General features: G+C 36.9%; 20 protein-coding genes. 3 read left to right on the forward strand and 17 right to left on the reverse strand.

Annotated features, from left to right (window positions below):
* Positions 1-229: 229 nt before the first annotated feature.
* From IHV11_RS13030 to IHV11_RS13075, 10 genes are all read right to left on the reverse strand, one after another.
* On the reverse strand, positions 230-2,893 hold the full coding sequence (locus IHV11_RS13030) for a cell wall-binding repeat-containing protein (protein WP_197195053.1): 2,664 nt from the start codon (positions 2,891-2,893) through the stop codon (positions 230-232).
* A 192-nt stretch (positions 2,894-3,085) separates the two neighbouring features.
* The gene (locus IHV11_RS13035) at positions 3,086-4,759 is read right to left on the reverse strand and encodes a cell wall-binding repeat-containing protein (protein WP_197195054.1); all 1,674 of its coding nucleotides are present in this window, start codon (positions 4,757-4,759) and stop codon (positions 3,086-3,088) included.
* Between the two features lie 176 nt (positions 4,760-4,935).
* Positions 4,936-5,952, reverse strand: coding sequence for a UDP-glucose 4-epimerase GalE (gene galE / locus IHV11_RS13040; protein ID WP_197195055.1), 1,017 nt, complete (start codon positions 5,950-5,952; stop codon positions 4,936-4,938).
* Positions 5,953-5,974: 22 nt separating this feature from the next.
* Positions 5,975-6,928: a glycosyltransferase family 2 protein gene (locus IHV11_RS13045; RefSeq protein ID WP_197195056.1), complete on the reverse strand. Its 954-nt coding sequence runs from the start codon at positions 6,926-6,928 to the stop codon at positions 5,975-5,977.
* On the reverse strand, positions 6,928-7,311 hold the full coding sequence (locus IHV11_RS13050; protein ID WP_197195057.1) for a GtrA family protein: 384 nt from the start codon (positions 7,309-7,311) through the stop codon (positions 6,928-6,930). The genes IHV11_RS13045 and IHV11_RS13050 overlap by 1 nt, the downstream gene beginning before the upstream one ends.
* Positions 7,312-7,322: 11 nt before the next feature.
* Entirely contained in the window at positions 7,323-8,819 is a 1,497-nt protein-coding gene (locus IHV11_RS13055; protein ID WP_197195058.1) for a glycosyltransferase family 39 protein, read from the reverse strand.
* A 221-nt stretch (positions 8,820-9,040) separates the two neighbouring features.
* Positions 9,041-9,919 carry a C40 family peptidase gene (locus IHV11_RS13060; RefSeq protein WP_197195059.1) on the reverse strand — a complete coding sequence of 293 codons (879 nt, stop codon included), beginning with the start codon at positions 9,917-9,919 and terminating at the stop codon, positions 9,041-9,043.
* 257 nt (positions 9,920-10,176) lie between these two features.
* The gene (locus IHV11_RS13065; protein WP_197195060.1) at positions 10,177-12,162 is read right to left on the reverse strand and encodes a cell wall-binding repeat-containing protein; all 1,986 of its coding nucleotides are present in this window, start codon (positions 12,160-12,162) and stop codon (positions 10,177-10,179) included.
* Positions 12,163-12,321: 159 nt separating this feature from the next.
* Positions 12,322-14,337 (reverse strand): penicillin-binding transpeptidase domain-containing protein, encoded by a 2,016-nt coding sequence (locus IHV11_RS13070; RefSeq protein ID WP_197195061.1) that lies wholly within the window; start codon positions 14,335-14,337, stop codon positions 12,322-12,324.
* Positions 14,338-14,482: 145 nt separating this feature from the next.
* Positions 14,483-15,757, reverse strand: coding sequence for a peptidoglycan-binding protein (locus tag IHV11_RS13075; RefSeq protein ID WP_197195062.1), 1,275 nt, complete (start codon positions 15,755-15,757; stop codon positions 14,483-14,485).
* 177 nt (positions 15,758-15,934) lie between these two features.
* Here IHV11_RS13075 and IHV11_RS13080 point away from each other — a divergent pair, with 177 nt between their 5' ends.
* A complete protein-coding gene (locus tag IHV11_RS13080) occupies positions 15,935-16,678 on the forward strand; it encodes a C39 family peptidase (RefSeq protein ID WP_231620337.1) in 744 nt (247 codons plus the stop codon).
* Positions 16,679-16,708: 30 nt separating this feature from the next.
* Here the strand turns inward: IHV11_RS13080 and IHV11_RS13085 are convergent, their stop codons facing one another.
* From IHV11_RS13085 to IHV11_RS13105, 5 genes are all read right to left on the reverse strand, one after another.
* Complete coding sequence (locus IHV11_RS13085) at positions 16,709-16,951, reverse strand: DUF2584 family protein (protein ID WP_191752587.1); 243 nt, start codon at positions 16,949-16,951, stop codon at positions 16,709-16,711.
* Between the two features lie 41 nt (positions 16,952-16,992).
* Positions 16,993-17,484: a VanZ family protein gene (locus IHV11_RS13090; RefSeq protein WP_197195063.1), complete on the reverse strand. Its 492-nt coding sequence runs from the start codon at positions 17,482-17,484 to the stop codon at positions 16,993-16,995.
* A gap of 88 nt (positions 17,485-17,572) precedes the next feature.
* Positions 17,573-19,087: an argininosuccinate lyase gene (argH, locus tag IHV11_RS13095; protein ID WP_197195064.1), complete on the reverse strand. Its 1,515-nt coding sequence runs from the start codon at positions 19,085-19,087 to the stop codon at positions 17,573-17,575.
* Positions 19,088-19,361: 274 nt separating this feature from the next.
* Positions 19,362-19,505: a hypothetical protein gene (locus IHV11_RS13100; RefSeq protein WP_197195065.1), complete on the reverse strand. Its 144-nt coding sequence runs from the start codon at positions 19,503-19,505 to the stop codon at positions 19,362-19,364.
* 297 nt (positions 19,506-19,802) lie between these two features.
* Entirely contained in the window at positions 19,803-20,327 is a 525-nt protein-coding gene (locus IHV11_RS13105) for a type 1 glutamine amidotransferase domain-containing protein (protein ID WP_197195066.1), read from the reverse strand.
* A gap of 131 nt (positions 20,328-20,458) precedes the next feature.
* Here IHV11_RS13105 and IHV11_RS13110 point away from each other — a divergent pair, with 131 nt between their 5' ends.
* Complete coding sequence (locus IHV11_RS13110; protein ID WP_197195067.1) at positions 20,459-20,686, forward strand: group-specific protein; 228 nt, start codon at positions 20,459-20,461, stop codon at positions 20,684-20,686.
* Between the two features lie 57 nt (positions 20,687-20,743).
* Here IHV11_RS13110 and IHV11_RS13115 read toward each other — a convergent pair whose 3' ends face one another.
* Both IHV11_RS13115 and IHV11_RS13120 read right to left on the reverse strand, forming a co-directional pair.
* Positions 20,744-21,730: a DUF4179 domain-containing protein gene (locus IHV11_RS13115; RefSeq protein WP_197195068.1), complete on the reverse strand. Its 987-nt coding sequence runs from the start codon at positions 21,728-21,730 to the stop codon at positions 20,744-20,746.
* Positions 21,731-21,741: 11 nt separating this feature from the next.
* Complete coding sequence (locus IHV11_RS13120; protein WP_197195069.1) at positions 21,742-22,281, reverse strand: sigma-70 family RNA polymerase sigma factor; 540 nt, start codon at positions 22,279-22,281, stop codon at positions 21,742-21,744.
* Positions 22,282-22,607: 326 nt separating this feature from the next.
* Here IHV11_RS13120 and bglX point away from each other — a divergent pair, with 326 nt between their 5' ends.
* Positions 22,608-24,779: a beta-glucosidase BglX gene (gene bglX / locus IHV11_RS13125; protein ID WP_197195070.1), complete on the forward strand. Its 2,172-nt coding sequence runs from the start codon at positions 22,608-22,610 to the stop codon at positions 24,777-24,779.
* Positions 24,780-25,033 lie beyond the last annotated feature (254 nt).

Raw genomic sequence — 25,033 nt, forward strand, 5'->3', positions numbered from 1 at the left:
CTATGTATAGGTAATATTTAGTTTAATATTCCAACCACATACCTATATTACATTATTATTCCAGCGAAAAGAACATTTAATTTCTAATTTTGTAACATTTTTCTATATAATAGTCATTTATACCTACTATTAAATCATTAGTTTTATATAATATTAATTTGCAATTCCAACCAATTTAAATACAAAAAATGACTAATAACATTCATTACAAATGTTATCAGTCATTAAGTTAAGGTTTATATGGTAATTTTATCTCTATAGAATCACTAACTGATCCCTTCCCACCATAAATTTGAAATCCCCTTACAGCATTGTTATTGATTAGCTTTTCTGTAGGTAGTGGTAATGCATTACTTCTCGTTAATAATAAAGGCATACCATATTTCGCAGCATACACAGAGCCTGTTAATGCATCAGCAAATGTTAATCCTGTAGTTATAGCTATTCGATCTTTATTAAGTCCTAATTGATAAACTACATTTGCAGCAACCTCGTAACGATCTTTTCCACCTATACGTACTGGTTGAGGTAAGTGATTTAGAACACTTTGTGAAACGCTTGCATCTCCACCAACAACAATAGCTGAAGAGATGCCTTTATCTTTTATCTGATCCTTAACATTCTTTGGTATTTCCTTAGGTCTTGTTAAAAAGATTGGAAATTCATTTCTAGAAGCATAAGGGGAGATAGCTAACGCATCAGGGAAATTCAAGCCATTAGCAATAATAGCTTTCCCATTATTAGATAGTTTTTTAGCTATATTTACAGAAACTTCAAAACGATCTTTTCCGCCGATTCTCTCAACTGTTAACCCCCTCTGTTTCAATTGATTAACCACATTCTCACTAATACTGCCAGCTCCACCCACAACATACACTTTCGCTGCTTTTAATCGACTAATTTCAGTTTTAGTTGATTCTGTTAATTGTTTTGGATGTGTTAATAAAATTGGTGCATTTTGTTTATAAGCAAACGGACTGGCGGTAAGTGCATCAGCATAGGCATGGTAGTTAGAAAGAATGATAGAATTAGATCCACTTTTCCAACCCGCTTTTGATACATTAATAGCTACTTCAAATCTATCTTTCCCATCTATTCTATCTACATGTTTTATTACGTTCGTTGTAACAGAAGGGCTATCTACTCCCCAACTGTCAGTTGAATAGATGTTTAAAATTGTCCCGGCTGCAAACTTTGGGGTTTTAACACTAAATGTCCCATCAGGTCCAACAGTTGCTGAATAAGTATTAGATCCGTTTTCCACATATATAATTGATTCAGGTGCTGCCTTGCCCTGTACCTTAGTATCTTTATCGTTTATCCAGCCAACTCTAGGTAACATTGAAGTTCTTATTTGATAGTTACTCTCTGACCAATGCCCATTATTATCATACACCGCAAAAGTGTACTTCCCAGGTGTAACGGGGATAATCACTGATTCGTTATCCCCTAAATTGCCGTCATCTATTGTTTTAGAAATAATATCTCCTTTTTCACTTTGATACCAAAGAGATAAGTCTAAGTTTTGTACTCCTTTTAGATCTATATTCATTTGTCCTGCAAAAGGTACATTTACTGAATAATAATCAACATCATGTGGAAGTAATAGTTTTTCTTCTTTTATTTCACCAATACCTAAATGAACAGATTGACTTATTTCATTTGCAACATCTGAAGAATTGTCTGGTATTGAAACGTTTAATGAACCCTCTGCACTAATCCTTCCATAACCATAACTTGAATTCCACCTTTGCTGATGTTCGTGAGGAATAAAGGCGCTTTTTTCCATCATATATTCAATTTGTTGTGGGGAAAGGTCTTTATTTTTTAGTTTAATTAATGATGCCAGAGAAGAAACCAATGGTGCTGAATAAGAAGTGCCATCTCCTGTAACAATTTCCGTAGAATTCGCATATGAAGCCGAAATAATTTCTTCACCTGGTGCTGACAGGTCTACTGAATTGTTAAAAGTAGAAAAAGAGGCAATACCATCTTTTATATTGGTAGCGCCAACGCTTATTACTTCAGGATAACTGGCAGGATATAAAAATTCTTCATTACCGCTATTTCCGGAAGAAGCAACAATTACTATACCATGTTGATAATAAGCATCAAGTATGGCTGCATACTCAGCATTACTTGGAGATGTAGATCCAAAGCTCATATTAATAACATCTGCTCCTAATTCAATAGCTTTATATATTCCTTGAATTGAAGAACTTATTGGAATATAACCATTCTTGTCTGTTACTTTAATCGGTAATAATGTTGTATTTTCTTTTTTACCACTTAAAGAAATTAATCCCGAAACAAATGTGCCATGTCCATCTATATCTGTTATATTATTCCCTAATGTCTCTACGTTATATCCATGAATCCCCTTTAGCCCACTAAACAGATCATGCATATTTAACCCAGAATCCAACACAGCTACCTTCACTTCATTGGTGGTTGAGAATGAATTTGCGCCATTTAAGCTAGTATTTTTTAAAGCGTACTGATTATGTGGATTAATAGTTTTAGATAATGAGTGTGTAACATAATTTGGTTCAGCTAAAAGGACACTTTTATTATTTTTTAATTTTGATATTACTTCATCTATGTTTCTATCTCTATTAACTTTTGTAACTATAAATCCTCTTTTCTTCATATATGTCGGTGTATATACACTTGTTAATTCATACTCTTTTAAATTTACTTGCTGGGTTGCTTTAATAATTATCTCATTATTATATATGGTTCTTTTAGTTTTTATTAGTTTATTTAATCTTGTTTTTTTATGTATTGATTCAACGGTTTTAACCGGATTTTCAGCTAAGACTACTGAATCAACATAAATTATATTTATTAATATAAAAAATATTATTGAAACTATTATCGGTTTATTTGTCATATTTACCTCCGTTGACTAGAAAGTTTTATTTCTAGTTCCTTTATTATATAGTCCCTATATTTACATCGGTAATCACTAGATATTTTGTAACATAGAGAAAAATACAAGAAATATCCTGTTTTTAGATTATTTCTGGATAAAAAAGAAGAACAGGCTTAAACTAACCCATTCTTCACTAGTTTTCTAGAAATTTCATCTGTAAAAACTTTCAATTGCTCTTGCTAACGATAAACTTCTAGCATTTCTTACACTATGCTGAGATAAAAGAGAGATTTCTTTAGTATTAGAGATAAAACCCAATTCAATTAATAATGATGGCATTGTAGTCCATCTCGTTACATATAGGTTATGATCTTTTACATAACCAGTTGCAATGCCGCTATATTTAATCGCCTCTGACGCTATTGGAGCTAATTGAGAACTTTTAATCGCCGCATTGGAAGGAGAAATTGTATCATATGCAACGATGGAACCTTGATAGCTCATACTCTTTATCGTATTTCCGTCTTTGTAATAAAACAACTCGTTAGGAGTATCTTCTCTTACAAAAGGATATGTTTTTCCAGCATATTTAACGTAAACATCATTAGTTTCAATACCAGGTCTAAAACTGCTATAATGAATACTTTGACCTGCAGCAGAAGCATCTACTGAAGAATCATGATGAATACTAATAAATAAATCAGCATTTTGATTATTGGCAAAGCTTGCTCTGTCTTCTAATGATATATATGTATCATTTGAAGGATCACGAGTATAAATTACATTTGCTCCTAATCCGTTTAAATGACCTGCGAGAAGTTTAGTAAATTCTTTATTTAACTCCTTCTCAGAGTAGCCATTTCTTACTGCCCCAGGATCTGATCCCCCATGACCAGCATCAAGTACAATTTTTTTACCCGCTAGAGGAAGATTGTTCTTTAATTGATTAATTACTGAATTACTAACAGATCCTGTTCCCCCAAAAACGATAAAACTATAAATCTTTCTTTCATCAATTAATCGTTTTGTTACATCTGGAATACTATTACTTCTTGTCAATAATAATGGGATATTCTCTTTTGAAGCAAGGACTGAACCAGTTAGAGCATCCGCAAAAGTCAGACCATTAGAAATAGCTGCTTTTTCGGTTGATAAATCAAATGTTTTAGCAATATTTACAGCAACTTCATACCGATCAATCCCACCAATTCTAAAAGGATTCGGAGTTAATTGCTCAACTTTCGTAGCCACACTACCAACTCCACCAACTATAACTGTCTGTTGTGGATTTTTCTCAGTTATGGCCTGTTGAGTATAAGAAGGCAAGCTATCTTTTCTAGTTAATAAAATCGGGTATTCATGCTTAGAGGCATATGGAGAAATGCTTAAAGCGTCTGCAAATGTCATCCCGTTCGTTACAATGACTTTCCCTTTAGCGTCTAAACGTTTAGATACTTGATACGCAACTTCAAAACGATCAATACCTCCAATTCTTTCAACTGGAATATTTAATTGAGATAGCCTTACTTCAATGGCTTGATTAATACTTCCTGCACCACCTACAATAACTACTTTTTTTGCTTGTAATCTTTTAATCTCATCTTCAGTTTTTAAAGAAAGCTGATTAGGATGAGTTAATAAAATAGGTGCATTTTCTTTTACTGCTAGTGGCGAAGCTGCTAATGCATCAGCATATGCCATGTAATTCACAAGTATTACAGTTTGGCTACCTGTCGCCCATCCCTTTTTAGAAACATTAATCGCAACATCAAACCTGTCATTTCCATCTAGACGTTCTACTGATACTGGTTCCTCAGCACTTACAACAGAACCACAAACTACTAACACAATAAGAAGCAATAATAGATTAAGCTTTTTCTTCATACTTCCCCCTAAGATAATTTAAAGTCATTTGTTAATTATAACAATTTCATTCAAATATTTGTAAGCTTTATTGTAGAATTTTAGCGAAATTTGATAAAAAATTGAAATTTAAATCATTTTAATTAATAAAAAAACACCCATTTTTTGGGTGTTTTCAACATTTCCAAGCATAGATTTTAGTTTCCTTTAAATCCATCTTTACTTTTTTCTTGCCAATTCCAAGAGTCGCGAAGCATGTCTTCAAGAGTAAGTTCAGCTTTCCAACCTAATTCTTCTCTAGCTTTTGTAGGATCTGCATAACTTACAGCAATATCCCCAGGACGACGGTCTGAAACTTCATATGGTATAGCAATGCCTGTAACACTTTCAAATGTTTTAACCATATCTAAAACACTATATCCTTTACCAGTACCTAAATTATATGCTTCCACAGCTGAATTAGTTAAAACTTTATCAAGCGCTTTTAAATGACCTTTTGCTAAATCCACTACGTGTATGTAATCACGTACACCTGTACCATCATGCGTATCATAATCATTCCCAAACACTCGTAATTTCTCAAGTTTACCTACAGCCACTTGTGTAATAAAAGGGGTCAAATTATTCGGAATACCACTTGGATCTTCCCCGATCAGACCACTTTCATGAGCTCCTACCGGATTAAAATAACGCAGTAAAGCAATACTCCATTCGTTATCTGAGACAAATAGATCTTTATAAATTTGTTCAAGCATCAGCTTGGTCCAACCATAAGGATTCGTAGCTCCTAATGGAGTGTCTTCTTCAAGAGGAACTGTTTCAGCCGTCCCATATACTGTAGCAGAAGAACTGAAAACCATCTTTTTTACGCCAAAATCCTTCATAACTTCAGCTAAGATCAGACTACCTGCTATATTATTGTGATAATAATATAGCGGTTTCTCTACAGACTCTCCTACCGCTTTCAGCCCCGCAAAATGAATAACGGCATCAATCTTATTTTCAGAGAATATTTGTGTAACTCTTTCTTTATCTAAAAGATTAGCATTGTATGATTTTAACTCTTTTCCAGTAATCGACTGAATTCTATTTATAACGTCTGGGTCACTATTTACAAAACTATCAACAACTACAACTTCATATCCAGTGTTTAAAAGCTCTACTACAGTATGACTTCCAATATAACCTGCTCCACCTGTAACAAGTATTGCCATATAAAAACCCCCAATAACTTAATTAACTTCTAACTTTTAGTTCTTCTTGCACATTAACCGTCTCTCTTACAATATATATCGGTCGATTTTTGCTTTCATCATAAATTCTTGCGATATATTGTCCAACAATTCCAATACTTAAAAGTTGTATGCCACTAAAAAAAGTGATCGCAACCATGATCGATGCCCAACCTGCTTGTACCTCTTTTCCAAATAATTTTACTATAATAGTGTAAAAAAGAACAAATATTGAGATAAAAACTGAGATAAAACCAAGAGTCATCACAAATCTTAAAGGCTTAGTAGAAAATGCAATAATACCATCAGAAGCAAATTTAATCATTTTTTTTAGTGGATACTTGGTTTCCCCAGCAAAGCGTTCATCTCTCTCATATTCAATATAGGTTTGTCGGAATCCTACCCACGAAAACATTCCTCTTACAAACCGATTTCTCTCTGTCATGTTTTTAAAAACGTCCGCTACTTTACGATCAATGATACGAAAATCTCCAGTATCTTTTGGTATCTCAATATCGCTCATATAATTTAGAAATTTGTAAAAGTATTTGGCTGTTAAAAGCTTAAAAAATGTTTCACCACTTCGATTTTTCCGCTTAGCATAGACTACCTCATAGCCTTCACGCCACTTAGATACTAATGTAGGGATAACTTCAGGTGGATCTTGTAAATCCGCATCAATAATGACTATTGCATCTCCTTTTGCAAAATCAATACCAGCAGTAACTGCAATTTGATGTCCAAAGTTTCTAGCAAAATTAACAATCTTAGCTCGGTGATCATATTCTGCAATCCCTTTTAATATTTCTGTTGTACCGTCAGTACTTCCATCATTTACAAAGATAAATTCATAATTAATATTATTATTTTCCATTACATTCCTTAAACGATTATAGCATTCCTCTGCAACTTCTTCTTCAAAGTACATAGGAACTACTATTGAAATTAATTCTTTCATTAAACATCCTCCAAATTTACAACCTTAAATGTCCATATTTTATTCAGAACAAAATTTATGACCATACCAAATCCTGTTGCTAAAATTTGAGCAATAATTGGTAGAACTGAAAACTTGTCAACAAATATAAAAAGAATTGCTGTATTAATTACTAGTGTACATATATTAACCAAAACAAATTTAAGAAAAAGATTTACATCTCTAGTTTTGACCTTGAATACCAAAAAACTATTCATATAATAGCTATTGATAACACCTAACGCATATGCTGTTATATTTGCAAATATATAATTCATATCCAAATACAATAAAAACATAAAGCTTCCAATTGTAATCAGTGTATTTACTATACCAACTGCTCCAAATTTCAGAAACTTTTTCATTTGATTAACTCCTAAATGTCTAAATTAACATCATTTGTATTTTGGCTTTTTTTCATTCTTTTCTTATCAAGTACCGAGTATCCTACACAACTACAGATTATCAATAACGGCGTTAAACTGACAAGATATCTCGATCTAGCTTCCCAAAGAATGAAAAAGAAGAAAAAGCCAATAACAGATAACATTGCAAAAGTGAAAAACTCACTTTTTTGCCTTACCCTTAAAAGAAAGAATAGTATTCCTACTAAGATAAATAGATGCTGAATTCGAGCATAACTTTGTAATAAATAACCAGAGTTAGAATCAATAAGCCTTTGATAATTCTCAGGATGAAAAGGAATTCTTTTTAATTTATTTAATGAGTAGTAAGTACCATCAGTCCAAGTATGACTTAGCTTCTCTATATTATAGTGCAGATTTCCTTGCCACCCCTTTTCTTCAATTCTCTTTAACAACTCTTGTAGATGAGTATTCACTACTTTTTTTCGACTTGTAGTATGTAGTAATTGATCTGTCATAACCACATCTTCTGCAGCGTATTTCCCAAACCGAGCTTCGTTTTGCCCCATCATTATCCAATGCGTTACAGGAAAACTGAGTTTCTCAACTTTCTTCTGATCAATTATCCCATTTTCATAAATAGTATAATTAAATAGATTGCTTACAACAGCAAAAGAGAGAAATGGAACTAAAAACCAAGATTTTTTCCACTTAGTAAAAAATAAAAAAATGACTAAACTATACGCAATTACAAAAATAATTAAAGAACCTTTTAGGAGTGTACCTAAAGAAAAAAGTATAGAAGCTGTAATTATTGCAGTAGGATTACCTTTAAAAGATCCATTTGAAGCTATTAGAATATTTAATGGAAGCATTAAAAATAACAACGAGATTGTATCTGTATAAACGATTGGAGAATAAAAGATATATGGGAAGTAAAAAACGCTTACCAGTAATGATAGAATCCCTAAGGATTTCCCGACAACTTTAGATGAAATTCTGAAAATCAAATATTGGCTTAACGTAATAATGAAAATATTAATTAGTTGATAAGTAATAAGTGATGAAGTAAAAATTTTTCCTACTATGGCTAACAAACATACTAAAAAGATATTATTAGGATACATAGTAAAGTATTCATTTAGTTCTCCACCCTTAACAAGAACTTGTGAATTGCGAAATATCTCTCCAAAATCCCACGAAGGATTAACACTTAAAAATTTAACTGCTAATAACTGAAGAGATACACTTATTAACAACAAAATAAGCACAGTATATTTTGAAGGAATAATTACAGCTAAACTATTAATTTTAAATCGAAAAAAGTAAATAACAGTACTTAAAGCCGCTCCAACAAATAATGTAATAAAATTAAATTCTGGTGGAGTTGGTAATTCTGTGGAATGAAATCCTCTGCTGAAAAATATATTGAGACTTAGAATAACTATAAAAACTAAAATAAATATAATAAAAATACTTTTATGAAAAAATGCAAACAAACTTTTCAATCCTTGCTCCCCCATAAATTTTCTTAAATTGTAATTATCTGAGTATCTATTGTAACATTTAACTCATGGAATTAAATAACTTAATACAGGTTTAAATACTTCATTTGTTAATTCCAACTTGTAAATTGGAATTGAACTTCACAAAAACTATTGTAATAAAATAACCCCCTCTCAAAGTAATGTTTGAGAGGGGGGATTATTTTTAGCAAACTATGCTAGCATTACTTACTAATTACTAATTTTTGTCCTGGATAAATTGTGTTTGATTTTAGATTATTGCTATCTATTAATTGTTTTACTGTAATACCGTGGCTGTGACTAATTCCCCAAAGTGTATTGCCTGGTTGTACTGTAAAAGTAGTTACAGATGAAGAAGCAACCTTAGCTGTTGGAGGAGCACTCACAGTTTTAGTAGTAACAGAAGATTGTCCACTCACTTTTAATGCTTGACCAATTGCAATATTGGTAGATGTTATTAGATTCAATTTTTGAATATTAGCAACCGTTGTATTGTATTTACGACTAATACTCCAAAGTGTTTCTCCTCTTTGAACCTTATGTACAGACCCTGAAGTTACAGCTGATCCATCTGCATTATATACCGTTGTTGGCTTTGGTGCTGCTGCAACTACTTTCGCCGCTTCCACTTTATCATTAATAACACGTCTTGCCGTTACATATCTTGATCCCCAATAATAGGGAGAAAAAGCATCTGCAAAAGCTACACCTTTGGACTGTGCGTTTAACATTTTTCCATTTCCAGCGTAAATTCCAACGTGGTTGATCGATCCGTTAAAATCAGTATCGTAAAAAACTAGATCCCCTTTTTGAAGGTTAGCTTTTGATACATATTTACCTGTTGAGGCTTGTCCACTGCTTGTTCTAGGTAACGTAATTCCATGTCTGGAAAATACGTAAGATGTAAAAGAAGAACAATCAAATGTACGCGTGTTGCCAAATGCAGATCCATATTTATAAGGTGTCCCTAAGTAGTTATCACCTGTGTTTATAATATCATCACCTAATGATGCATGTACCAGTTCCCCTGATGAGAATAAAACTCCTGCTGCTAATGCTAATGACATAACTTTCTTCTTCATGAATGTATGTACCTCCAATTGATTATGTTATGTTTCCGTTTAACCAATTGGGTTCAAGTTGCTTAGTAGATTAGTTCGAAATATATAGAAAAAATCGGATATGTATTGTATGTTTCTACCTTTTCCTTGACCCCATCGCCCTAAGACAATGGTAGCATATTTAACCATGGTAGATTATTACATGTTTATTACATATCCGTCATTTTTCACGTAATCTTTGTAACATTATGCTAAATTATGTCGTCGCTTATTAATAATTATTGATTCTCAAGTATTGTTTGAATACTTTCTGCGACAGACCCTGTCCCACCTAAGATCGTAAAATCAAGAATTTTTTTCTCTATTACTATAGTCGCAACACTAGCTGGCAGTCTATCTTTTCCAGTTAGTAATAAAGGCGCATCATTCTTGCCTGCTAACACTGAACCAGTAAGAGCATCTGCAAATGTTAATCCTGTAGCTAAGTATGCCTGATCAGTTGATAGATTCAATTCTTTAATAATATTTGTCGAAACTTCAAATCTATCTTTTCCACCGATTCTTTTCGGATTTGGAAGTTGGCTATAAACACCTGTACTTACGCTTGCTGGTCCACCTACAACAATTGTATTTTGAATACCTTCTAAAGCAGCTTTTGTTTCATTAGGCATTCTAGTAGGTACAGTTAACAGTATTGGAAACTTATGCTTTGCTGCATATGGAGCTATGGCTAAGGCATCAGGAAAATTCAAACCGTTTGCCACGATGGCAGTAGTCGCACCATTGAGTTCTTTTGCAATATTATAAGAAACTTCAAACCGGTCCTTACCCGCAATTCTTCTAACATTATTTACAAGACCGTCCACTTCGTTTAAAACATTGTTGTTGATACTCCCTGTTCCTCCAACAATAATTACTTCATCTGGCTTAAGTTTGCTAATTTCATTTCTTGTTTCAGTAGTTAATCGGTCCGATTGGGTTAAAAGAATAGGAGCGTTGTACTTATATGCTAATGGTGATGCAGCTAGAGCATCAGCAAACGCATTATAGTTTGCCAGGATTAAAGTGTTACTCGTGTTATCAGAGGCAAATCCCTTTTCAGCAACGTTCACTGCTACTTCAAATCGATTCTTTCCTGCTAGCCGCTGCACTTTTCCTTTATTGGATGGTGCTTGAATCAATCCGTATCCGAAGGCAGCATCTTTTCCGCCTGCTCCTAGATCAAATGTGAGGTGTTGTAATTTTGATCGAATGCCTGCATTAGATAATCCTGGATAGCGTTCTTTTAGAAGTGCTAAATTTCCAGATACAAAAGAAGAAGCAACAGATGTACCGCTCATTCTTGCATAACCATTGTTTAAATACGTACTGTATATATTGCCGCCAGGTGCAGATACCTCAATTGTTGACCCTGTTGCGGAGTTAGATAACCGTCTATTTCCTGAATCTGTAGCAGAAACGGCAATAACCGTACTATAGCGCGCAGGGTATTCTACTGTATCTCCGCTGCCGTTAGATTTACCATGATTACCTGCGGCCCCTACGATTAAGATTCCGCTTTTGTATGCTTTATCTAATACTGCTCTTAATGCTGGTGAATCTACTTGTTCTTCAAGTGAAAGACTCAGATTAATGATATTCATTTTATTTGTAATGGACCATTCGATCCCTTTGATAAGAGTATCAATCTCCCCTTTACCTTCTTTATCTAGTACTTTTACAGCATAAAGAAGGGCATCAGGTGCTACTCCTACCGATCCAAAACTATTGTTTTTTGCACCGATAATTCCAGCCATATGTGTGCCATGACCATTATCATCATTATAAGATTTGGTATACGACTTATAAGACACCCCTCCAGATATTTGGAGGTCATTGTGCGGATTGATCCCTGTATCAAGTATCGCGATTTTAATCCCTTTACCTGTATAACCAGAACTCCATGCTCTCTGTGTCACTATTTTGTTTATGCCCCAGTCTGTAACTTGGGCATTGGCCTGTGTATCTGTATTACTTTGCACAAACTTAACATTCGGGTTGTTTTTAACAATAGCAACTTTCCCAGCTGGTACAACAGCTGACACCAAAGGCAGATGTTTAAACGTATGTTTAATCTTGCCTCCAGAATTGGTCACAATCGCCGGATTTACTTTTTCGTTAAACATAATGAGTATTTCTTCTTGTTGTGTAACGTCTGCTTTTGCAATATTAATCTGTGAAAAGAAAACCATAATGACAAGTAAAAAACTGATGAATTTTTTCATTGTTTGCTCCTTAATTAATTTATTTCATCTTGATTATTTATAAAGTGAATCTTACATTCTACTAATTATGGACCCTGTTAAAGTTCACCCCATTTTGTTTTTTTCTACAATATTATTAGTATAAAATAAAACCTCCCATTAAAGGAGGTTTTAGGAAATTTATTTTACATTTTCTTTAAATACATTTTTTACTTTTGGTGTTACATAATGACTGCCATTTCGTTTCTTAACATCTTCTATCATCATGGAAACTAGAAGTGATGGATCTTGGGTATTATATCCGACAAACCAGCCCAATTCTTTCCCATTCTTATCGTCCAGACTTGTTTTCAGTTCTGCAGTACCTGTCTTTCCAGCAAGCGGTAAGTCTTTCATAAAAGCATCGTTATGAGCAGTACCGTTTTTGTTTGCTACAACCTGTACAAGGTCATCATTTATCATTTTTGCTGTATCTGAAGAAATTACCCTTTCCTTCCAGACAGTCGATTCTTTTGACATATCTAACCGAGGCGCGAGCAAGTTTCCTTCATTTAAGAAAGGTGTGTACGACATGGCTACATGTAGCGCACTCATTTGAATCTGCCCCTGACCGAAGCCACTATCAGCGAGCTGCCCTTCACTCATTCCGTCTTTTCCAATAGAAGATGCAGTGAACGGGAATGAAACAGGCACCTCTTCACTAAATCCAAATTTCTTCAAGCCTTCCGTAAACTTATCTTCACCTAGATTTAGCGCAGCTTGAGCAAAGTAAATATTATCTGAGTAGATGAGTGCTTTTTCCAGATTCACACTAGGAACATCCGTTACCCTTGTCACTTTATAATTACCCCAAGCTTCTTTATCTTTTTGCCACGTTTTACCTGATACTTTCATTTCTTCATTAGGATTAAGTGTTCCATTTTCAAGTCCGATCGCAGCTGTTAAAGGCTTAAGCGTTGAACCTGGTGCATAAACATATTTGAAGCGGTTCAACATGGGCTGCTTTGGATCGTCTGCCCATTTTTGTCTTAATGTCTTGGTTAATCCCAACGTAAATTGATTAGGGTCATATGATGGACTATTCACTAATGCTAGTACATCACCTGTTTTTGGATGGATAGCCGATGATGTTCCAACGTCAGCTTTAATCTGATTATAGATGGATAGTTGGACCCTGCTATTGATCGTTGTTTTTACATCTTTTCCATTTTCAACTTCAGTTTGTGCAAGTATAGATTTTTCTTCACCTTTACTATCCATAATTTTTATAATTCCGCCACTCTTGCCACGCAATTGTTCTTCATAAACTTGTTCAAGGCCTGCCTTACCAATCCAATCTTGTGCTGAATAGCCTTTTCCCTGTAACTTTTCCATATCCTCAGCTGAAACAGGTGCAATATAACCTGTAAGATGTGCCGCAGCTTCTTTTAAAGGATAAAGACGAGTAGATTTCTTTTGGTAATCTACGCCTTCTAGAGCAATAGTATCTTTTAGTTTCGGATCATCTACTGAAATTTTTTTAATCGGAACGGCTTGGTCTTGTTTTACCCATGGCTGATCTAACTGCTTTTGTATCTCTTCTGTTGTCATTCCAAGTATTTTAGATAATGGTTCCAGCGTTTTCGCCTTATCTTGTGGCAGTTTTTCAGGGACAATAATAATTTCTGCTGCCACACCATTTACAGCAAGCGCCTTGCCTTCGCTATCTAAAATCTGCCCTCTTTTAGGAGATATGGAAGATGCAGAAACACGATCACCTTTTTTCATGTCGGGAAAGATATGAGACGTATTCCATTGAATGCCCCACTCTTCAGTATCCTTTTTCTCCTCAAGGTTTAATTTCATATTTTGAGTAAATGTTATAGGACCACCAATCGTTTCCATTTTTAATGTATAAGGAAGATTAACACTCTCACTGTTATCATTATCTTCTTTTTTCTGTTTTTTCATTTTCACATCTAACTTACTAACTTCTATTCCACTATATATAGATTCATAGCGCTCAACAAAATCTTTCTCAGACATCGCTTCTTGAGATTTAGTATCTAATAGCTTATACATATTCTTAAAATCTTGTTTTTCCCAATAACTAACATATTTTTCTAATGTATTCTCTGGCTTTGGAGGCTCTGAACAAGCTGATAAAAGCCCTACGCACAAGACAGTTAATAGAATAAGTTTAAATATATTCTTCAAAACATATCTCCTTCTCAACTAATATTTTCATAAACACTCATTTATTATAACAAAATAGTTGGCAATATATGACTGATAAACACCTGATAGTTTGCTGATAAAGAAAAAACCTTCTGACGGATCAGAAGATTTTTTTATAGCTATTTTAATAGTTTACACGTTTAGCCCCAAGGTAAATATTTTGCCAATACGCTAGATTGAGGTTGCTTACAGTTACACCTGTACTCGATCCACTATGTACAAATTGATTGTTACCGATATAGATTCCTAGGTGCGAAGGTCCCTTGGTATATGTTTCAAAAAATACAAGATCACCCACCTCAGGCTGTGAAACAGGTGTAGTAGAATTCCACATCTGAGCAGTTGTTCTTGGAAGTGAGATGCCTTCCTTAGCAAACACATACTGAATGAATCCGCTACAATCAAAGCCTTTAGTAGTCGTTCCTCCCCATTGATAGGGTATTCCCATAAGCTCTGAGGCATTAGCAATTACGCTAATCGTAATTTGATTACGGGTAGAAACAGGTTGTTGTCCCTGTTTTTTTTCTACTTCAGTCATTTTATTTAACACTGTTGTCGTCACGACCCCTGTTACTGCTAGGCCATTTGCTCTTTGAAACTTTTCAACACTTTCTTCGGTTATAGTACCAAAATAATCCGTAATCATGGAATATTTAAAATAACCCAGATTTTTAAGTCGTGTTTGAAGCTGTATTACTTCTGGTCCTTTACTGCCGAATTTCAGCTGAATAGTATCGGTTGGTGAAGGTACAGGTGCAGACGGACTTGGTGTTGTTTGAGGTGGTGCTGGAGTAGTTGGATTTTTTTTAATCTCAGTTTGCTTTTTTATACGGTCAATCGTGGTTGCATCCGCCACTCCTGTTACTTTCAACTTTTGACTAATTTGAAATTTTCGAACTGCTTCTGTTGTAATTGTTCCGTAAAATTCTGTCGTTTTGTAAAATGTGAAAAAGCCAAGAAGTTTGAGGTCTTCTTGAAGTAGCTTTACCTCTTTACCCGTTGAATTTAGTTTAAGAACTTTTTCTGGTTGCGTTGAAACAGGCTGTTTTGATTCTGAAACAGAAGGCTTTGTGGGAGAAGGTCCTTCTTGATAAGATTTTTCTAATAACTTGCTGTATGTATTTTTGCCAACGATCCCATCAACTACAAGCCCGTTCTCTCGTTGAAAGTCCATTACAGCTTTTCTTGTTACAGGACCAAAGTACGTCGTTGTTTCGTGATAATTAAAAAAACCTTTATTCTTTAAAAGTGACTGAAGTTCTTGTACATCCTGGTGAGTAATGCCTTGCTTTAACGTTTGATCTCCAAGAGCTGCCTCACCAATTACAGGTGCTGCCAAAAATGCTCCAGCAAAAGTCGAAGTCATGACAAAGCGTTTAACTAACTTTTTATTTTCCATTTCTTCCTCCTTTTACTAATTTTACTATCTCCATTTCTGTTTTTATCGACAATATCCTTTATTTATGAAGAAGAAATGTGCAATTTTTGTAGCAAATAAAGCAATCGCATGACAAACATATTTAAATGTTAAAGTGTTTGTTATTATAATGATAAAACTAACCGTAAGGAGTACATCTTGAAAACAATTTTATTTATTTTACTCTCAGTTTTTATTACAGGTTGTCTTATCGGCTTCTTACAAATAAAAGAAGAGGAAATTAAAACAGAGCATAATAATGTTCAAAGTAAGAAAGAAAGCATTACCGACAAAAAAGGGGTAACTTTAATTAACGATGTACCGTTAATCCAACAAATGCCTGAACTTGATCGAGGCTGCGAAGTAACTTCACTAGCGATGCTTCTACAACATGCAGGAGTAGAAGTTGGAAAAATGGAACTGGCGGAAAAGATTAAAAAAGAAAACACGCCGTATAAAAATGAGAATGGAACCTATTATTATGGCAATCCAAACGATGGGTTTGTTGGGGATATTTATACGTTTGATAAGATGGGGTATGGCGTATATCATGGCCCGGCGGCTGATCTTGCGGAAAAGTACTTGCCTGGCAGAATAGAAGATTTGAGTGGAAGCAGCTTTGATGACGTACTAGGGAAGATAAAGAATGGCAAGCCTGTATGGGTAATCATCAATGCAGATTTCCGTGCATTACCGGAAAGTGAATTTCGAACTTGGAATACACCGTCAGGCAAAGTAGAAATTACGTGGAAAGAACATTCGGTGGTCATTACGGGCTATGATCGTGAACACGTTTATGTGAATGATCCGCTGAGTAAGGAGAAAAACCGGAAATTGTCTCTTACTGAATTTAGAGAGGCATGGACACAGATGGGGTCTCAGGCGATTACGTATAAAAACTAAACGAAGGAACTCACTGTGAGTTCCTTCTAATTAATTCACGCCATGTAGATCAATTAGTTCATAGAGAAGGTGTGTGGATTCTGCTTTCCACGTCACTTCTTTTATCACAGCTTTTCCAACCGGAGAGCTGTTTTCTTTTTTTTGCACTGGTACAGGGTGATCTAAAATAAACAGCTTGTAGCCTTCTAAAGAAATTTCAAACATATTACCTTCAACACGTTTTTCTTTCCCAGTCGTCACTAGATTTGATTGCATCGTCATTGGCATTTGCATGTTATCACCTGCGTTCTATTTTCTTTTATTGTAGCACTAAATTAAATTCTTTTTGTACGGTATTTTTTATAGATAATTGTTGCTAATAAAATACCAAACAACCCACCAGTCGCATCGATCATTACATCCTCTATATGTGGAGATCGATTTGGTGTAAAGCCTTGATGAATCTCGTCTGAGATTGCATATGAAATAGTCATGAACCAGGCGATCAGCCATGTTAAACGGTTGTTTAATAAATAATGGTTCAAGGCACGGTACATTAAAAAACCTAATACAAAATAAGTGAAAAAGTGTGCTGCTTTTCTTATAAAGAATTCAAGAAAATGAGCAGCTCCCAGAGCTTTAACACTAATCTCATCACCAGCGTAATGCAATTCCACTGAGGAGAACAGCGTCTCAATGATAGTTAAATCTAAATTAGCTGAGATTGTTGGTCGCAAATCTTGCTTTTCATAGGGTTGAGAACTGGCATAGAAGATAATTCCCATCCATAGAAAAACTGGGAGCCAATATAGCAATATTTTTTTCATTAATAACCACCTAATAATCATAATACATTTATAACTATAACATAGGATTAAAAATAAAAATGACTCATAAAAGCTACTGAAATAAGACTTATAAAGAATCCTCTACTATTTTACTTATTAATTTTCTTAACTCGTTATCCATATTTTTAAGTCTACTATATTCCCCTTCGATTCTAGCTCTTACTTGTTGAATTACCAGATTTCTTTCTCCAGCCATTCTCCTCACCTCATCCGGATTCTGTCCACCCTGAATGCTGCGCCTTTTCACAAATTGAATAGGGCAAATGATGCCTTCCCACTCTTTTTGGGTAAGAGATAGATGTTGATGATGAGAGGATAATATTTGATGAACCGTTTGAAGTGGCAGTTCATTTAGCTCTAACTTTTCCGATGAGCACTTTTTCGCTATCGTGCTCGCTATTTTGTGAGCTCCTCGAAACGGTACGCCTTTTTCTTTTGATAAAAAGTCCGCAAGCTCTGTAATCGTGATACAAGATGTTTGTGCACGAGCGAGTGCTTGATCTTTATTCACTTCCATCGTTCGGATGACCGAATGCATGAGGTGCATCACCCGGTTTGCTTTTTCATAACTTCTATATAAATGTGGCTGAAGATCGTCCTCCGTATCCACGATATCGCCAAACGGTGTGTTGTGGATCATATGGATTGCCGCGAGTGCTTCTCCTGCTGATGAACTGGCAATGGCTCGCGAATGCTCAATGGAAACCGGATTTCGTTTTTGAGGCATGATTGAGCTAATCTGCACGTATGGATCTGCCACTTTTATGATGCCAAGTTCACGGGTAACGAGCTGAAGGAAGTCTTCAATCCAACGCCCGCTGTTCGTCATCAACGATAACACGGCAGTCGCTGTTTCTATCAAATAATCCGCACCAGCAACTGCGTCGTATGAGTTCTCGATAAGTTTCGAGAAACCGAGCAGTTCACAAACTCTATTGCGGTCGATTGGAAAACTCGTTGTGGAGAGTGCTGCCGCTCCCATCGGTGAACAGTTCACCGTTTCGTACGCAGATTGAAGACGTTCAATATCTCGTAAAAGGATGTCTAGCACAGCGATTAAGTAGTGGCCGAGGGTTGTTGGCTGTGCGGGTTGGGTGTGGGTATAGGCGGTCATGACAGTTTCGGCGTGTTTCTCAATCTTTTCTAGAAGAGCTGTTGCGAGTAAAAGCGCGCTTTCTGTGAGTGGGAGGATGTGTTCTCGGAGCACAAGACGGTACATGGCGATTCCCATGTCGTTTCGGCTTCGCGCCATATGCATACTACCCGCAAGATCGGGTCCGATCTCTTCACTCATTTTGTGTTCGATCATGAAAAATAAGTCTTCGAATTGTGGGTCGTAGGTTAGAGTTTGCGGGTCGATATTGGCTATGGTTTCCACTCCTTGGAGTATTTTTGCAGCATCACATTTTTTTATGATATCTTGCTCAGATAGCATCACAACATGTGCGCGGTGAATGTTAAACATATGTTTAAAAAGATAGTCTCTTTGGTCGTTGAATACCGGGCGCAGCAAGTGTTCCACGTATGTTTTGCCAGGGAACTCCGTGCCTTCTTGTTTGATGAAGTCGTCTTTGGATGGCATGTCTTTCACTCCTAACTGTCAAGGAATATGTGTTAGTAGTGTATAGAGAAGAATGGATATTGGGAACTCGGTTATATTATGTTATTGGGATTAGAGTTATTGGAGTCATGTAAAAACACGGTCGTTAGTGAACCGGGTCCTTTTTATTCTTATGAAATTGTGTACCCGATTGAGTGGGGTAAAAATGTGTGTTTATTTTTAGAGGATTAGTTCTGGCTTTCCTTCAGTTGGAAAATTTCGCGGTCATGTTCAGCAATTTTATACTCATAGTATTTTAAGTCGTTTTTGCAGAGCATTGTTTTTCGATATTTGTTACTCTAACCTTCAAGTCTGCCACATCATCCTTTAGTTCTAAAATGCCTTGTTGATTTTGTTTAGTCAGTTCTAGAATTTGTTCTAATAGTTGTTTGTCGCTCATTTTTAATCACTTCCTTTAGTCTTATTTTATCAAAAAATCATGATTGTTTTCTGCTGTTAAAGTTAAACAAATGTTTGAAGCTTGCGGTACATGTTTTTTTATTTTGTTACAAGTTCACCGATAAATCGCTTGTTTTCTCACTTGTGATGCACTAGTTATCACCTGTGATTGATGTACGAGCATCTGTATACAACCATGTTTCACCTGTAAATCGTTCTTAATCACCTGAACACGCTAACTTTCACAAAAAAAACACCCGATTCGCGAACAATCGGATGCTTCATTTGATAACAAACTCTACTTTTTCTCCAAAACCGCTACAAACTCACGCATATAATCTGGCAGATCTGGCGGACGTCGGCTAGATACGAGGTGACCGTCAACAACGACAGGTTCATCGATCCACGTTGCGCCTGCGTTTTCCATGTCATCCTTGATACCTGGTGTACTTGTTACTTTCTTTCCTTCTAACACTTTGGCTGAAACAAGAACCCAGCCGGCATGACAGATCTGGCCGATCGGCTTTTTGTTATTCTCCATATGCTGAACCATCTCGATCACTTCTGGAAAACGGCGCAGCTTGTCTGGTGCCCAGCCACCAGGAACTAAGATCGCATCGTAATCTTCTGCGTTCACATCACCAAACGCATAATCTGCGTCAGCCGGAACACCGTACTTTCCGATGTACGTCTCTCCTGCTTTCTCTCCAACTAGTTCCACGATCGCTCCTTCTTCACGCAAGCGCAAAATCGGATACCACAGTTCTAAATCCTCAAAATCATGATGCACGAGACTTAACACTTTTTTACCTTTTAAACGCATGTTTAACACCTCCACTATTTTTATATCCTTCATAGCGTAACATGAATCACAGGAAAGACACTATTCTTCCACTTCTGCGGAGAGTTATGATACGATTTTTTCAATAGGATACAGAGGGAGACTGATTATAGATGGGCAAATGTACGATCGACCACACGTTAGAAGATGTAAAGCAGAAGCTAGCCGAACAATCCGCTTTTATGCCGCGTGAACTCGTGATGGAGGTTGGCGACTCTTTATCTGATGATAGTGATCAGACCTACTTAAATGAAGTGTTTCATCTTTTGAAAAAGTATGACCTTGCGGATGAAAGTGAAAGAGAGAAACGAAACGGTAAATTGAGTGATTTAGTGAAATAAGAGTGATGATAGCAAAAAACACTTGGGATCGTCACCAAGTGTTTTTTGCTTTTAAGCTTAGTTTATAGGAACAGATAGCTCTGGTATACGCCCCGGCTTATCTGCACCAGGATTTTCTGAGTGTTCAAAAGGTACTGCAACATATTTCTCCGATTCCAGATCGATCGCGCTAAATCGATTATAAGATTCTTCCGGTGTCACAGAAACCGTGTCAGGCAAGATTTCCTTTCCAGATTCACTTACAAGTTTAAAAGCAATGTGATTCTCTTCGCCTGGCCAGTCATAATACAGCACTGTGGAGATTGGAGTCACGATCATTTTTTCGAGTTTTATGGAGCGTCCGTTCTGAAGTTGTATATCTTGGTCAAGCGTAATTGTTTTGCTATTCGCTGCTAACTTTTCAGTTGCGACTTCAATATCAAATACCCACGGCTGATTCATCTTCAATTCTAGATCTAAGCGATCGTACTCAATATGAAACTGAATCTTCTCCCCCATCGGTATCTCTTTTAATTGAACTTCGTTATAAACCGTAAACATGGAATTGTTTAGTTCAATCGACTGGCCGCCTGTACTCGATGTTAAATCTTTTCCGTCCATCTTCACTTTGGGCATAGGGTGCATCTTATGATGAAAGTCGATTCCGTCTGCTGGTTCATAAGTCGAACTTATGAGTAATCGTCCTCCGTCAATCATCACTTCGTTCAACGTCAACTTCCCCTTCTCGTTTTCAGCTGTTTGTCCGATCGCTGTTTTATAGGAAGAAAAGTCAAGACTCTCGTTTTGATTCAAATACTTTTCGATCGTCTCGCCTACAAACGGCATATTTGCTATAGAGACGATTCCAGTACTCAGTGATATTCCTGTTGCTAAGAGCATGGCCGCTGCTACACCTAGAAATTTTCTACCCTTTGACGGACTTTGTTTTTTGACTTTCTTTCGTACACGCTTCTCCCATTGCTTTTTTTCAAAATGAGAAAGGTCTTGCTCTTCGTATTGTTCTAAATCCATATCGAGTTCATTTAATTTTTGATAGATCGTCATATCCCCACTCCTCATGCTTCGTTATTGTGAAACAAAAAGCCTTTTAGTTTCTTACGTCCTCTGGATAGCTTGTTATACACCCAAGACTCTCGCTCGTTATATTCATGAGCGATCTCACTTGATGTGTTTCCTTCTAAATAGTACTTTTGAAAAATTCTCCGTTCATTTGGAGGCAATTGTTGAAGCAACTCATGAACAAGGCTCTCTTCTTGTGGCTTTTGCGTCGGTAGGATGGAATCATGAAATTCCGCTACTGAGAATTGCTGTTTTTGAAGAGAAATCTGCTTCCTCTGATAATCAATGGCTTTATATTTCGCAACAGCGGCAATCCATTGTTTGAACGTATTTTTCGTAGGATCAAAGGAATGAATATTGTCCCACACCGATAGCAACACATCGTCTAAGCATTCTTCATAATCTTGTTGCTGATTGTTCACATGACGCTTGATGATCGCTGTGAGTAAACCACCGTACTGTTGGATCATAAAAGAAATTGCATATTCATTCTTGTTTATTAGTTGTTGTACAACATTCTTTTCTGTGACTTTCAATCGTACACCCCTCCTGCTGGTTATTGGTACCTACTATGTAATACGAAATGAATGCTGGAAATCTATCACTTGTAAAAAAATTATCTATTATTTGTTAAGGAAGAAATCTTTTGGAAGTAACACTACGCTATAAATCATACCTTTATACCTTAAGAAGTTGACTATAAAAGTTCAATGATTAAATAACGACTTAAATCTAGTGAATCGTTTCGATTTTTCATTGACTCTCAAAATGAAAGCGCTTATAATTTTTATTATCAGGTTTATCGAAACGTTTCGATTGTATCAGACCACTTACACTAAACGATATCCAGGAGGTTTTCTTTATGCTTAAGCAAAACGTGCAACATATCATTCAAGACATGACACTCGAAGAAAAGATCGCGCAGTTGGTTCAGTTGGCTACGCCTTTCTTTAAAGGTTCATCTGATCAAGGATTCATCACGGGTCCTATGCAGGAGATGGGGATTACGGATGACGTGATCCGTAATACAGGATCTGTTCTTGGTGGATCAGGAGCTCGTGAAACGCGCAACATTCAAGAAGCACATTTAAAAGAAAACCGTCATGGCATTCCTTTATTGATGATGGCTGATATCGTACATGGTTTTAAGACAATCTTTCCGGTACCTCTTGCGATCGGTTGTTCATGGGATATGGACCTAGCTGAAAAAAGTGCAGAGATCGCAGCAAAAGAAGCATCTGTTTCTGGTGTTCACGTAACGTTCGCACCAATGGTCGACCTTGTTCGTGACCCGCGCTGGGGCCGTGTGATGGAATCAACAGGTGAAGATGGTTTCTTGAACAGTGAGTTCGCTCGTGCGTTCGTTCGTGGTTTTCAAGGAACAGATCTCACGAACGACAAAGACCGTGTAGCAGCTTGCGTGAAGCACTTTGCGGCATATGGTGCTCCTGAAGGCGGACGCGATTACAATACGGTGAACATGTCTGAGCGTCAGCTTCGTGAGTCTTACCTGCCGGCTTATAAAGCCGCGCTTGATGAAGGCTGTGAGATGGTGATGACAGCGTTCAACACAGTTGACGGAATTCCCGCAACGGCAAACAAAAAGCTGATGCGCGACCTGCTTCGTGACGAGTGGGGCTTTGACGGTGTGATCATCTCGGACTGGGGTGCTGTAAAAGAACAGCTTCCGCACGGTGTGGCTGAAGACGAAGCAGAAGCGGCATACAAAGCACTGACAGCTGGTGTTGACATTGAGATGATGACAACGTGCTACGTCGACCATGTGAAAGAGCTTGTGGAAAGCGGCAAGTTATCAGAATCTCTCGTTGATGAGTCGGTAGAACGTATTCTGACGTTGAAGCAGAAGCTCGGACTTTTTGAAGATCCGTACCGTGGTGCTGATGAGAAGCGTGCGGAAGAAGTGATTCTGTGTAATGAGCACCGTGATGTAGCTCGTGAACTTGCTGCTAAGTCTTGTGTACTTTTAAAAAATGAAGGCGGCGTTCTTCCCCTTCAACCAACACAAAAGATAGCACTCATCGGCCCGTTCGCTACAAATGGCGACCTAATGGGACCTTGGTCTTGGCAAGGTGCTTATGATGATGTGGTAAAAGTGGATACAGGATTGTTAAACAAGTTGGCTGATCCTTCTTTATTAACCGTTGCGGACGGTTGTGAGGTTGAGTCTGTAACAGCAGATCAATTGGAAAAAGCGGCTCGTGTTGGTAGTGATGCGGACGTGATCGTGCTCGCACTTGGTGAAGCATCATTCATGAGTGGTGAAGCGGGATGTCGTGCTGACATTCGTTTGCCTGAGCCTCAGCTTCAACTGATTCAAGAAATGAAAAAGTTAGGTAAGCCGATTGTGACGGTACTCTTTAACGGTCGCCCGCTTGACTTGCATGGTGTAGCAGATCAAGTGGATGCTGTATTAGAAGCGTGGTATCCGGGTACTGAAGCGGGTGCTGCGATTGCTGATCTTTTATTCGGAGACGTGAATCCATCTGGTCGTTTATCGATGTCGTTCCCGTATTCAGTTGGTCAGGTGCCGGTTTATTACAACCACTTCAACACAGGTCGTCCACAGCCGACTCCAGAAAATAAAGAGCGCTATCTGTCTCATTATCTGGACATTCCGAACGAGCCTCTATTCCCGTTCGGTTTCGGGTTGAGCTATACAGAGTTCAAATATGACGATGTGAAGTTGTCGGGTGAAGTGTTAACGGAGGATGATGTGATTACAGCTTCTGTCACTGTTACGAATACGGGCGATGTTGCTGGTGAAGAGCTTGTTCAGCTATATATCCGTGATATTGCGGGTGATGTTGTTCGTCCTGTGAAAGAGTTAAAAGGTTATAAGAAGATTGTTCTTGAACCAGGTGCGTCCGAGGAAGTTACATTCGAGATCACAGAAGAAATGCTTCGCTATCACCACGAGAACCTTGAGTTCAAGAGTGATGCAGGTAAGTTCACGATGTTCATCGGAAAAAACAGCCATGATGTGGCGAGTGTTCCGTTTAGGTTGGTAAAATAATATAGGTATAGGAAGGACTGCTCTGGGATTGAGCAGTCCTTTTTTGTGGGTTTTACGGTACGTGTTTTTATATTGATTACACGTTCGCGCAGACGTGGGCTCTTTTCGCTCAATACATCCTTCGTTTCGCTCAGTAAATCTCTGTTTTCGCTCAAACAACAATGCGTTTCGCTCCAACCACCTTCCTTTTCGCTCGAGCGACCAAAGACTGACTTCAAACATAAAGAAAAGACCGCTCACAAAGAGCAGTCTCC

The sequence above is a fragment of the Fictibacillus sp. 26RED30 genome (genome assembly GCF_015903845.1).
Classification (GTDB): Bacteria; Bacillota; Bacilli; order Bacillales; family Fictibacillaceae; genus Fictibacillus; species Fictibacillus phosphorivorans.